This window comes from Sphingomonas azotifigens NBRC 15497 (assembly GCF_002091475.1).
Lineage (GTDB): Bacteria > Pseudomonadota > Alphaproteobacteria > Sphingomonadales > Sphingomonadaceae > Sphingomonas > Sphingomonas azotifigens.
Map to the genome: position 1 here is coordinate 67,278 of NZ_BCTR01000042.1, position 11,929 is coordinate 79,206.

The 11,929-nt window shown below is 67.0% G+C and carries 10 protein-coding genes; 8 read left to right on the forward strand and 2 right to left on the reverse strand.

Features of this window, described 5'->3' with window-relative positions:
* Window positions 1-160 precede the first annotated feature (160 nt).
* Window positions 161-2,989: a TonB-dependent receptor gene (locus SAZ01S_RS15135; RefSeq protein ID WP_084583098.1), complete on the forward strand. Its 2,829-nt coding sequence runs from the start codon at window positions 161-163 to the stop codon at window positions 2,987-2,989.
* Between the two features lie 63 nt (window positions 2,990-3,052).
* On the opposite strand, the gene SAZ01S_RS15140 is transcribed toward SAZ01S_RS15135, so the two are convergent.
* Together SAZ01S_RS15140 and SAZ01S_RS15145 are read right to left on the reverse strand one after the other, a co-directional pair.
* Window positions 3,053-3,952, reverse strand: coding sequence for an alpha/beta fold hydrolase (locus tag SAZ01S_RS15140; RefSeq protein WP_084583099.1), 900 nt, complete (start codon window positions 3,950-3,952; stop codon window positions 3,053-3,055).
* A 100-nt stretch (window positions 3,953-4,052) separates the two neighbouring features.
* Window positions 4,053-4,952, reverse strand: a complete 900-nt coding sequence (locus tag SAZ01S_RS15145; protein ID WP_084583100.1) for a pirin family protein — start codon at window positions 4,950-4,952, stop codon at window positions 4,053-4,055.
* Between the two features lie 188 nt (window positions 4,953-5,140).
* Between SAZ01S_RS15145 and SAZ01S_RS15150 the strand changes: the two genes are divergently transcribed.
* The 7 genes from SAZ01S_RS15150 to SAZ01S_RS15180 all read left to right on the forward strand — a co-directional run bounded on the left by SAZ01S_RS15150 (window position 5,141) and on the right by SAZ01S_RS15180 (window position 11,906).
* Entirely contained in the window at window positions 5,141-5,785 is a 645-nt protein-coding gene (locus tag SAZ01S_RS15150; protein WP_084583101.1) for a PepSY-associated TM helix domain-containing protein, read from the forward strand.
* A gap of 10 nt (window positions 5,786-5,795) precedes the next feature.
* The gene (locus SAZ01S_RS15155) at window positions 5,796-6,320 is read left to right on the forward strand and encodes a DUF2271 domain-containing protein (protein ID WP_084583102.1); all 525 of its coding nucleotides are present in this window, start codon (window positions 5,796-5,798) and stop codon (window positions 6,318-6,320) included.
* 17 nt (window positions 6,321-6,337) lie between these two features.
* Window positions 6,338-7,222 (forward strand): DUF4198 domain-containing protein, encoded by an 885-nt coding sequence (locus tag SAZ01S_RS15160; RefSeq protein WP_084583103.1) that lies wholly within the window; start codon window positions 6,338-6,340, stop codon window positions 7,220-7,222.
* A gap of 98 nt (window positions 7,223-7,320) precedes the next feature.
* Window positions 7,321-8,214 (forward strand): FAD:protein FMN transferase, encoded by an 894-nt coding sequence (locus SAZ01S_RS15165; RefSeq protein WP_084583104.1) that lies wholly within the window; start codon window positions 7,321-7,323, stop codon window positions 8,212-8,214.
* Window positions 8,215-8,584: 370 nt separating this feature from the next.
* Entirely contained in the window at window positions 8,585-9,463 is an 879-nt protein-coding gene (locus tag SAZ01S_RS15170) for a prohibitin family protein (RefSeq protein ID WP_174596125.1), read from the forward strand.
* A gap of 345 nt (window positions 9,464-9,808) precedes the next feature.
* Window positions 9,809-11,638 (forward strand): cobaltochelatase subunit CobT, encoded by a 1,830-nt coding sequence (cobT, locus tag SAZ01S_RS15175; protein WP_084583105.1) that lies wholly within the window; start codon window positions 9,809-9,811, stop codon window positions 11,636-11,638.
* Between the two features lie 4 nt (window positions 11,639-11,642).
* Window positions 11,643-11,906, forward strand: coding sequence for a ribbon-helix-helix domain-containing protein (locus SAZ01S_RS15180; protein ID WP_174596126.1), 264 nt, complete (start codon window positions 11,643-11,645; stop codon window positions 11,904-11,906).
* The last annotated feature ends 23 nt before the right edge of the window (window positions 11,907-11,929 follow it).

The window sequence follows — 11,929 nt, forward strand, 5'->3', positions numbered from 1 at the left end:
AAGCTTTCATCATTGCCAAGCAAATTTCATTACCGCGTCATTGACACGCATTTCTTTTTGTCAGACTTAACTGATCACGGCCGGCGCAGGTTGGACCGGTTCGTTCCGTGGTGGCGATCGAGAATGCTCGAGCCAGCGGAGGGCAAAAGGGGAGGACGACGTGTCTTACAAGCAGATTCTGTTGTTGGGCGTAGCGGCGGCAACGCTGGCGGGAGCGGCACCCGCATGGGCGCAATCCGACGTAAATCCGCAAAATTCCGCACAGAATAGCGACTCGGCGGCCGCGCCGAACGTGGCGGCAGAAGAAGAAATCCTCGTTACCGGCATCCGCGCCAGCCTCGCCTCCGCGCGCGACTTCAAGCGGAATTCGGACTCCATCCTTGATGCGATCGTCGCCGAGGATATCGGCAAGTTGCCAGACAATAACGCTTCGGAGAGCCTCGCGCGGCTGCCGGGCGTGCAGGTCAACCGCTATGCCGACGAAGCCTCGGGCATCCTGATCCGCGGTCTTCCGGACGTCGGCACCTCGTTCAACGGGCGCGAGATCTTCACCGCCGAGAACCGTACCGTGCAGGTGCATGACTTCCCCGCGGGCGCGCTGGCGGCGCTGGAGGTGTACAAGTCGGCGACGGCGGAACTGATCGAGCCGGGTCTGGCCGGGCTGGTCAATGTGCGCTCGCGCCGCCCATTCGATTTCAAGGGGCTGGAGATCGCCGGCGCGATCCGCGCCTCGTACAACGACCAGTCGAAGAAGACGAACCCGAACGGCAACCTGCTGATCAGCGATCGCTGGAACACGCCGATCGGCGAAATGGGCGCGCTGGTGAACGTCGCCTATAACCGCTTCTACTTCAACAATTCGATCCGCTACACCAATGGCGGCGTCGACCCTGTCATCGACGACAAGGGGAACCTCAAGGCGACGCTGCCGGCGGGTGAAACGCCCAACTTCCGGTTGCCGTACAGCGTCGGCCTCTACTACCCGCGCGGGCTGCGGGAGCGTCCGTCGGTCAACGGCTCGTTCCAGTGGAAGCCCGCGCACAACCTCGAAATCTACGCCGACGGGCTGTGGCAGGCGTTCCGCAACCAGGGTTCGACCGAGAGCTTCGACGTGTCGCTGCTCCGATCGAGCAAGGACGGCACGCTGCCGACCCTGTCGAACATCGTTCGCGTCGACGGCCAGCCGAACAAGCTGGTGAGCGTGAGCAAGACCGGCGGCTATCCGGCGGAAATGTACCGCTCGACCAGCCGCGACTACACCAACACCTACCAGGCGGCAGGCGGCTTCATCTGGACCACCGGCCGTGCGGTGATCTCGAGCGACTTCGCCTACACCTTCTCCGAATATGGCGCGAACGAGCGCAGCCTCGACGCGCAGACTGCCGCGGCGCCGCCGGTCAACGTGGTCTTCGAGAAGGACAAGTCGTCCTGGTTCGACCTCGGCAATTACGACATGACCAACCCCGCCAACTATGTGTGGCGTGGCTATTATGAGCGCGAATATTATGTCAGCGGCGCCGGTATCCAGTGGCGCGGCGATGTCGCGCTCGACACCGAGATCGGCTGGCTGCCGAAGATCAAGTTCGGCCTGCGCGCGACCGATCGCGATGCGAAGAAGCGCCAGGGCAATCGCTATGCGGGCACGGCTGCGCTCGGCGTTGCCCTCAACAGCCTGCCGACGGGCGGTCTCGAACAGGTGCAGGACGGCTTCCGTAGCGACGGGCCTCCGTTCCGCAACTGGCTGATGCCGTCCTACGATTCGATCCAGAGCAATGCCGAGGCGCTGCGCCAGCTCTCCTATGAGTCGCTGCAGAAGCTTGTCGCCGCCAACCCCACGGATCAGGGGTACAAGGACGCGATGGCGAAGTTCGCCACCAAGGCGATCCCGATGGATCCCTATGGCGGCTTCTACTCGAAGGAATCGAGCTATGCGGCCTATGCGCAGGGCAGCTATGCCTTCGATGTCGGCATTCCGATCGACGGCTCGTTCGGCGTGCGTATCGTCAACACCGATGGGCGCTATGTCGGCACCTCCAAAGTGACCGTCAAAGATCCTGCGACCAATATCGAAACCATCACCTCGGTCACGAACACCAACCGGCAGAACTATGTCGACGTGCTGCCCAGCTTTGGCCTCCGCGCCAAGCTGATGCAGGGGCTGCAGGCGCGCCTGGGCTTCACCATGACGCGTACCCGGCCGAGCTTCGGCGATCTCAACCCGGCGTTCACGATCAGCCGCAACACCGATTTCGGCAGCGCCACGGGCAGCAACTCGAAATATGCGGCCTTCGGCTCCGGCGGCAACCCGGACCTGAAGCCGCTGACCTCGAAGAACTACGACGCCACGCTCGAATATTATTTCGGCAAGAACGGCGCGGTCAGCGGCGCGGTCTTCTATCGCGACCTGGAAGGGTTCATCAGCAGCTACACCCGCGACGTCAACGATCCGACCTTTGGCCTGATCCAGATCAGCCGGCCGGAGAATGCCGGCACCGGCAAGATCAAGGGCTTCGAGGTTTCGGCGCAGAGCTTCTTCGACTTCCTGCCCGGCTGGCTGAGCGGCTTCGGCGCGCAGGCCAACCTGACCTATGTCGACGCCAAGAACCAGCTGCCCAAGGCGCTCGGCGAAGCGCGGGCGATGGTGCCGTTGACGGGGCTGTCGAAGTGGACGTACAACCTCAGCGGCTTCTACGAGCGCGACAAGATCTCGCTGCGCGTATCGTACAACTATCGCAGCTCCTATGTCGACTTCTACAGCCGCAACTCGAACGATGCGGCCTATACCGGTCAACAGGTGCGCCCGATCTCGCGGCTCGATTTCTCGGGATCGTACACGCCGTTCGAGAACATCACGCTCACGGCAGAGGTCAACAACATCCTCGCACAGCCGTTCAGCAATTATCGCTACTTCAACGAGACGCAATATTACCCGATCGATACGCGCTACGAAGGGCGCTATTTCAGCGCCGGCGTCCGCTTCCGCTTCTGAAGACCTTTCCTTTCGGTTCTTCCCCCTCGCGCCCGGCTTCGGCCGGGCGTTTTTTTGCGCGCCTCAAATCGGTCGCGCGTCGAGCCATTCGAGCAGCGCGGTGTTCACCTGCTCGGGCGCCTCCCAGGGGAGGAAGTGGCCGCTGTCGCGGACCTGGACGAGGCAATAATCGGGGATCAGCGTCTCCAGCCCGTCGAGCAGGCAGGGCAGCAGCCCGCGATCGCGCATACCCCAGATCACCAGGGTCGGCTGGGGCTGGAGCGGGAAGGGGCCGTCGATCCAGCCGGGCCGCGGCGGATCCTCGCCCACTGCGGGCACCACGATCTGGGTGGCCCGATACCAGTTGAGCATCGCGGTCAGCGCGCCGGGCTGGCTCCACTGGGCCAGATAGATCGCCTTTTCCTCGGGCGGGACGGTCACCTGCAGATGCTCGCCGAACAGCGATAGCAGGAACTGCTCCAGCGCGGTCTTGTCCGGTGCGCGGTCCAGATCGGTCTCGCGGAAGAAGCGGATATACTGGCTGGCGCGGCGCTGGCCGGGATCGTCGAACAGCTTGCGCTGGAAGACCTGCGGGTGCGGCGCGTTGAGAATGGCCAGCCGCGCGACGCGCTTCGGTGCGCGCAACGCCGCCATCCAGGCGATCGCGCCGCCCCAGTCATGCCCGACCAGCGTGAAGCGATCGATCGCCAGCGCATCGGCGAGCGCGAACAGGTCCGCCGCGATCCGGTCTGCGGCATAGGCCTCGACGCCGTCCGGCTTGGAGGAACTCGCATAGCCGCGCTGATCCGGCGCGATGACGAAATGGCGTTCGGCCAGCGCCGGGATCTGGTGGCGCCAGGTGCGGTGCGATTCGGGAAAGCCGTGCAGCAGGATGATCGGCGGATGGGCGGGGTCTCCCGCCAGCGCGACGTTGAGCGTCACGCCCGTTGCCAGCGGCAGCGTCGTCTGTCGAATCGCAGTCACCCGGCTCTCCCTGTTGCCGGAGCACGCGCACCGCGCGCATCCCGGCCTGTGCCCGTCGCGACGATGCGCCGGTTGGGCGCACGCCGCAACCCAAGGAAAACTAGGGGTAACTGACGGTCTTCGGCACTTCGGGGATGGGGATGAATTCCTTGTCGTCGTTCGGCACCTTGGGGAAGGCGCCGGCCTTCCAGTCTTCCTTCGCCTGGTTGATCCGCTCGCGATCCGAGCTGACGAAGTTCCACCAGACATGGCGCGGCGTCTTGAACGCCTCGCCGCCGCAGAACATTACGCGGCCGCCGCGTTCGGAGCGCAGCGTCGCGCGGACGCCGGGACGCAGCAGGTACAGCGTCGTCGGCACCAGCGGCATGCCGTCCAGGCTGGCATCGCCGGTGGCGACATAGAGCGCGCGCTCGTCGGCTGCGGCATCGATCGGGATGCTGGCGCCGCCCTCGAGCGCGATGTCGGCATAGATGGTCTGGGCATAGGTGGTGGTCGGCGCGGCGGCGCCCCACAGCTCGCCCATGATCACCCGGGCGCGGGCGCCGTGCGCCTCGACGATCGGTAGCGCGGCGGCGGCGACATGCTCGAAAGCGGGATCCATCTCTTCCACCGCTTCGGGCAGCGCGAGCCAGGTCTGGATGCCAGAAAGCTCGGGCCCCTTTTCCCGCTCGGCGGTCGGCGAACGCTCCGAATGGACGATGCCGTGCCCGGCGGTCATCAGGTTCACCGCGCCCGGCTCGATCGTCGCATAGGTGCCGAGCGAGTCGCGATGGTCGAGCGCGCCGGCGAACAGATAGGTCACGGTGGCGAGGTTGATGTGCGGGTGGGGGCGCACGTCGATGCCGGTGCCGGCGTCGAGGATCGCCGGGCCCATCTGATCGAAGAAGATGAACGGTCCCACCATGGTGCGCGGCCGCGAGGGGAGGGTGCGATGCACCTTGAAGCCGCCCAGGTCATGCGTGGTCGGCTCGATCGTCTGGGTCACCAGGTCGTCGCGCATCGTCGGTCTCCGTATTGCTGGTGCCGGGATAGCGAATGGCACGCCGCTCGCCCAGCCAAACCAGGGCATAGGATGGGGAACACAGCGTTTCCGGCCGGGCTGCGACAGACCGTTACAACTCGGTCGTTGTAATTGCGAATCGTTCGCGTTATCGCGGGCGCATCCCTAACCGAGAATCCTGCCGCCTGATGCACGCCCCGTCTCCCCCCGTTGCCCCCCGCAAGCGCAGTCGCAAGAGCTTCTGGCTCAAGCAGCTGCACACCTGGCACTGGATGAGCTCGGCGATCAGCCTGATCGGGCTGCTGCTGTTCGCGATTACCGGCTTCACGCTCAACCATGCCGCCGACATCGAGGGCTCAGCCAGGACGGTGGACCGCGCCGCGCAACTGCCGCCGGCGCTGCTGCCGCTGGTCAAGCCCGACGACAAGCCCGATGCCAAGCAGCCGCTGCCTGCCCCGGTGGCGGGTTGGCTGCGTACCAGCCTGAAGATGCCGGCCGAGGGCGTCGCCGAATGGTCGGCCGACGAGATCTACCTCGCCCAGCCGCGCCCGGGCGGCGATGGCTGGATCGCGATCGAGCGCGCAACCGGCAAGGTGACCAGCGAGACGAGTTCGCGTGGCTGGATCGCCTATCTCAACGATCTCCATAAGGGCCGCAACGCCGGGCCCGCGTGGAAATGGTTCATCGACGTTTTCGCCCTTGCCTGCCTGGTGTTCACGCTGACCGGGCTGGTGCTGCTGTGGATGCATTCGAAGCATCGCAAGAGCACCTGGCCGCTGGTTGCCGCCGGCCTCGCCATTCCTGCGCTGATCGCGCTGTTCCTGATCCACTGAAGGGGGTTGCATGCAGTTTCGCCTGACCGGACTTACCACTGCCGCGCTCGGCGCCGGCGCGCTGCTGCCGAATGCGGCGGCGGCGCAGACGATGGACCTGTCGATCACGTTGCCGCGGATCCAGGTGGCCGAATATCACAAGCCCTATGTCGCGGTGTGGCTGGAGAAGGAGGGGCAGGCGCCCCGCACCCTCTCGGTGTGGTACGATGTCGACAAGCGCGGCGGCGAGGGCACCAAATGGCTGCACGAGGTACGCCAATGGTGGCGCGCCTCGGGCCGTACGATGAGCTTCCCCGCCGACGGCATCAGCGGTGCCACCCGTGCGCCGGGCGTGCAGAAGCAGCGCCTCGTCGCCGGCAAGGGCGGCATGCCGGCGCTGACGCCGGGCCAGTATACGCTGGTGGTGGAGGCCGCGCGCGAAGTCGGCGGCCGCGAGGTCGTGCGGCTGCCCTTCGCCTGGAACGGCAGCAGCGCCACCGCAACGGGTAAGGGCGCCAGCGAGCTCGGCACCGTTTCGTTCACGCTCACGCGCTAGACCGGGGGATCCGCACCATGAAGTTCCGCAAGCCGCTTTTCGCGCTCGCCGCCGTCACCGCGCTCGCTGCGCCGGCCGCGATCGCCCACCGCATGTGGCTGTTGCCCTCGTCGACGGTCGTTTCGGGCACCGACAACTGGGTCACCGTCGACGCCGCGGTGTCGAACGACCTGTTCTATTTCGACCATCGCCCGCTGGGCGCGGTGCCGGTGATCACCCAGCCGGACGGGACCGAGGGCAAGGCCGAGCACCACAATGTCGGCCAGTTCCGCGCGACCTTCGACGTGCACCTCACCCAGCAGGGCACCTACCGGATCGCGGTGGTGAACCAGGGCGTGTTCGGTCGCTACACCCTGAACGGCGAGACCAAGATGCTCCCGCGCGGCACCACCAAGGCGCAGCTCGCCACCGCGATCCCGGCCGGTGCCACCGACGTGCAGACCGGCGAGATGCTCGCTCGCAACGAGATCTTCGTCACGCAAGGCGCGCCGACCAACACCGTGTTCAAGCCGACCGGCGAGGGCATCGAACTGGTGCCGGTGACGCACCCCAACGACCTCGTCGCCAATGAGCCCGCGACCTTCCAGTTCCTGCTCGACGGCAAGCCGGCCTCGGGTCTGTACGTCACCACCATCCTCGGCGGCGGCCGCTATCGCGCGGCGCCCAAGCAGATCGAGCAGCGCACCGATGCTGCGGGCAAGGTCACGATCAAGTGGCCCGAAGCCGGCATGTACTGGATCAACGTTACCCAGAACGCGCCGCAGCCGGAAGGCGAGGGGCCGCGGCCGCAGGCGCAGGGCGGTGCTGCTCGCCCGGCGCAAGGCGGGCCGCAGGCGATGGGGGGCGTTCCCTCCGGCCGCCGGGTCAGCTACACGACCACGCTGGAGGTACTTGCACCCTGATCGCCGACGCCCGCATCGCCATTCCCCACAGCCTTTCGCCGGCGGCGTTCCACCGGCGAAACCCGGCTGCGTCGCTTGCCACCTTTGGCGGTGCGACGATGGGCACTACCTGGCGCCTGGTGGTGGTGAACCCGCCGGAGGACGTGCGCGAGACGGTGAATGCCGTGTTGATGCGCGTGGTCGCCGAGTTCAGCCATTGGGAAAGCGGATCGCGTGTCGGGCGGTTCAACCGCGGCATGCTGGGCCATTGGCATCCGCTGTCGCCCGAGGCGATCCGCGTGCTCGACGCGGCCTTTGCGGTGCACGCCGCCAGCGACGGTGCCTTCGATCCCGCCGCGGGGGTGCTGGCGGATCTGTGGGGCTTCGGCCCCACCGGCCCGCGCGACGACCTGCCCAGCGCCTATGCCATCGGCGAGGCACGGGCGATGGCCGGCGCCGCGCATCTCGAATATGATCGCGACCAGCGGCGCATGCGCCGGCGCGAGGCGGTGCAGGTGGACCTGTCCGGCATCGCCAAGGGCTATGCCGTGGACGCGGTGGCGGAGCGGCTGGTCTCGCTCGGCATCGAGGACTTCCTGATCGAGATCGGCGGCGAGCTGCGCGGCGAAGGCATCAAGCCCGACGGTCAGCCCTGGTGGGTCGAGCTGGAGCCGCCGCCGGCAACCAGCCTCGCGCCGCTGCGGATCGCGCTGCACGGCCTGTCGGTCGCCACCTCGGGCGATTACCAGCGCTTCTTCGAGCATGACGGGCGTCGCTTCCCGCACAGCATCGATCCGCGCACGGGCTGGCCGATTGCCAACACGGTCGTCTCGGTCTCGGTGCTGCACCGCGAGGCGATGCTGGCCGACGCCTGGGCGACAGCGCTGACAGTGCTGGGGCCGGCGGGCATGGCGCGCGCCGAGGAGCATGGGCTGGCGGCGTATATGGTGACAGGCGTGGGCGAGGCCGCCGTGGAGCGCATGTCACCGGCGCTCCAGGCGATGTTGCGCTGATTTCCGCCAGTACCGAAATCGGAAGTTCGCCTTCCGGATTCGCTTGCGCGCCGCAACAAAAGGCGTAGATTCACGTCCACATTCGGTGCTGCACAAGGAGCAGGGATCAACGACGTTTTGGCTTGAGCTGTAGGATTGTGGGATTGCCGGTCTTCCCGGCATCTGTTCCGCGATTTGGCTGTTGCTGTGTCGTCCTGCCTGCGCAACCGAAGCCCTTCGGTCGCGCATCCCGCCCGACCTCCACCTGACCATCGAACCATCGGTCCGATCAGTTCGGTCGCGCGTATCCACGCGTGGGCGACATTGGGGTCGCCCCTGCGCGAATGTGGCGCGGGAGGACGCTTCTCCTCCCTCTTCATGGACGTACAACATGGCATATCAACCGGGGAATTTCGGTGGTGGCTTCGCGCTGTTCCGGCTGCTGGGGCGCAGCTGGGTGTGGATCATCATCGCCGTGGTCGTTGGCATCTTCTGCCTGAGCAGCTTCGCACGGGTGGAGCCGGGGCAGGTGGGCATCCGCGTCAACAACATCGCCGGCGGCGTCCGGCCCGAGTCGCTGCCGGTCGGCTGGTACGTGGCGTTGCCGGGCACACACATCTACCAGTATCCGGTGTTCACCCGCACCTATACCTGGACGGCCTCGCACACCGAACAGAGCCCGATCGACGAGGCCTTCAGCTTCCAGGACAAGAACGGCCTCTCCCTCCGCGCTGACGTGGGCGTATCCTACCATGTCGATCCGGCGCGGGCGTCGATCCTGTTCCAGCGCTATCGGACGGACATGGACGAGATCATCGCGGGGCCGCTGCGCAACGCGATCCGAAACGCTATTGTCGAGCGCGCGGCGCAGCTGGGGGTCGAGGAGATCTACGGCACCCACAAGGCCGAACTGATCGCGACGGCGACCAGGCGGGTGCAGGCGTTCTTCGCGCCGGTGGGGCTGCAGGTCGAGCAGATCTACTGGGCGGGCAACATCGTCGTGCCCGAGGCCGTGCTCAACCAGATCAACGCCAAGATCGCCAACGAGCAGCAGGCGCTGGCAGCCAAAGCGAATGTCGAGACCGCCAAGGCCGATGCCGAGGCGCGCATCGCCAAGGCGCAGGGCGACGCCAAGGCGATCCAGGTGGAAGCCGAGGCGATCCGCACCAACCCGGAGATCGTCACGTTGCGCGCCGTGGAGAAATGGAACGGCCAGCTGCCCACTTATATGGGCGGTTCGGGGCCGGTGCCCTTCCTGGGCGTGAAGTGATGCGGAAGGGCGTCGGCAGCGATGCCGGCGCCTTTTCGGATTGGCGTCGTTCCAACTTCCTCGTCTCCCCCTCACCCTTCCGCCGCTTCGCGGCTCCCTCCCTCTCCCACAAGGGGAGAGGGAGCAGTATGCCGAAACTCCCTCTCCCCTTGTGGGAGAGGGAAGGGGCCCATCGCGAAAGCGATGGGAAGGGTGAGGGGGACACGGGGCGAATTTTGCGATAGCCCTGCCAACCCTTCGCGGGAAGGACGATGGTGCGGGTGGGAATGCGCCGCGGGCCTTCCCCCTCGGCCATTCACCCTCCGCCTTCCTTGACTTCTGCCCCGTGCGGCGCATGTGGGAGGGATGGCGCAGGACAACCCTCTCGACCGGCTTCGCGACGTGCTCGCGGGCACCGCGCGCGCGCTTTCGGGTGCCGACGAACTCGAATTCGGCTTCACCGCCGACGCGCCGTTCCAGAGCGGCAAGACGATCAAGGTGCCGACGCCCTCGCGCACCCTGCCGCCCGAGCAGGTCGCCGAGGCGCGGGGCTTTGCCGACAGCTTCGCGCTGCGCATGCGCCACCACGACTCCAATCTCCACGGCCGCACCGCACCGCGCGAGCCGGTCGCCCGCGCCGTGTACGACGCAATCGAGACCGCGCGGGTGGAGGCGCTGGGTTCGCGTGGCTATGCCGGCATCGCCGACAATCTCGAGCAGGCGCTGGCGATGCGGCTGCGCTCGGATCCGATCGGCCGCGCCCGCACCCGTGACGAGGTGCCGCTGTCGACCGCGCTCGGCCTGATGGTGCGCGAGCGGCTGACCGGCCGCGAATCGCCGTCCAGCGCCGCGCTGGGCCTGGCGCTGGTCCGCGACTGGATCGAGGACAAGGCCGGGTCCGATCTCGATGCGCTGGCAACCGCGATCGACGACCAGAACGCGTTCGCCGCGCTCGCCGCCAAGCTGCTCCAGGATCTCGAACTGACCGAGGGCGAGATGGTCCCCGACGAAGCCGAGGAAGGCGGCGGCGAGGAGGAGGGCCAGGAAGAGCAGCAGGAGCAGGGCGAAGAGGAAGGCGAGTCCCAGCAGCAGCAGGGCGAGGGCCAGACCGAGGCGCGCGGCGAGCAGCGCGAGTCCGAGCAGGGCGAGGACGGCGAGCAGGACCAGCAGTCCGAAGGCATGGACGATGGCGACGGCGAGCCCGGCGACGATGGTGACGAGGGCATGATGCCCGTTCGCCCCAACCGCCCGTGGAGTGACCTGCCACCGAGCTTCGAATACCGCCCCTACACCACCCAGTTCGACGAAGTCGTCGCCGCCACCGACCTGTGCGACACCGACGAGCTGGAGCGGCTGCGCTCGTACCTGGACCAGCAACTCGTGCATCTCCAGGGCGCGGTGACCAAGCTCGCCAACCGGCTGCAGCGGCGCCTGATGGCGCAGCAGAGCCGCAGCTGGGACTTCGACCAGGACGAAGGCCTGCTCGACGCGGCGCGGCTGGCGCGGGTGGTGGTCAACCCGATGCAGTCGCTCAGCTACAAGATCGAGCGCGATACCGAGTTCAAGGACACGGTGGTCACGCTGCTGATCGATAACAGCGGCTCGATGCGCGGGCGGCCGATCTCGATCGCGGCGATCAGCGCCGACATCCTCGCCCGTACGCTGGAGCGTGTCGGCGTGAAGACCGAGGTGCTCGGCTTCACCACGCGTGCCTGGAAGGGCGGCCAGTCGCGCGAGAAGTGGCTGGGCGAGGGGCGCATCGCGCAGCCGGGCCGGCTCAACGACCTTCGCCACATCATCTACAAGCAGGCCGACGAGCCGTGGCGCCGCGCCAAGAAGGCGCTCGGGCTGATGATGCGCGAAGGGCTGCTCAAGGAGAATATCGACGGCGAGGCGCTGCTCTGGGCGCATAGCCGGCTGATCGCCCGGCCCGAGGATCGCAAGATCCTGATGGTGATCTCGGACGGCGCGCCGGTCGACGATTCGACGCTGTCGGTAAACTCCGGCTCGTACCTGGAGCGGCATCTGCGCCAGGTGATCGGCTGGATCGAGGCGCGCTCGCCGGTGGAGCTGGTCGCGATCGGCATCGGCCACGACGTGACCCGCTATTACAGCCGCGCGGTGACGATCATGGATGCCGAGCAGCTGGCCGGCACGATGGTCGAGCAGCTGGCCGCCTTGTTCGACACCGAGTGACGCGGTGGCGCTGGAGATCGTGGCGCCGCCGGGGGGCTTTCACGGGCCGGTGAAGCGCTCGATCACGATCGCGGGGCACCCGACCTCGATCAGCCTGGAGCCGATCTTCTGGGCGGCGCTGGAGGCGGCGGCGATCGATGCGTCCCTGCCGCTCAGCGCGCTGGTCGCGGCGATCGACCATGCCCGGATCAGTGCGGAGGACCCGCCGAACCTGGCGAGCGCGATCCGGACGTGGCTGATGGCGGAGGCGTCTGCGCCTACACCATAAGCATATTCTCCCCTTTGACGGGC

Bases quoted from the DNA above. Each gene is read 5' to 3' on its own strand.
- SAZ01S_RS15150 (WP_084583101.1), top strand. From the start codon at position 5,141: ATGCACGCCCCGTCTCCCCCCGTTGCCCCCCGCAAGCGCAGTCGCAAG.
- SAZ01S_RS15170 (WP_174596125.1), top strand. From the start codon at position 8,585: ATGGCATATCAACCGGGGAATTTCGGTGGTGGCTTCGCGCTGTTCCGG.
- SAZ01S_RS15165 (WP_084583104.1), top strand. From the start codon at position 7,321: ATGGGCACTACCTGGCGCCTGGTGGTGGTGAACCCGCCGGAGGACGTG.
- SAZ01S_RS15160 (WP_084583103.1), top strand. From the start codon at position 6,338: ATGAAGTTCCGCAAGCCGCTTTTCGCGCTCGCCGCCGTCACCGCGCTC.
- SAZ01S_RS15155 (WP_084583102.1), top strand. From the start codon at position 5,796: ATGCAGTTTCGCCTGACCGGACTTACCACTGCCGCGCTCGGCGCCGGC.
- cobT (WP_084583105.1), top strand. From the start codon at position 9,809: ATGGCGCAGGACAACCCTCTCGACCGGCTTCGCGACGTGCTCGCGGGC.
- SAZ01S_RS15145 (WP_084583100.1), bottom strand. From the start codon at position 4,952: ATGCGCGACGACCTGGTGACCCAGACGATCGAGCCGACCACGCATGAC.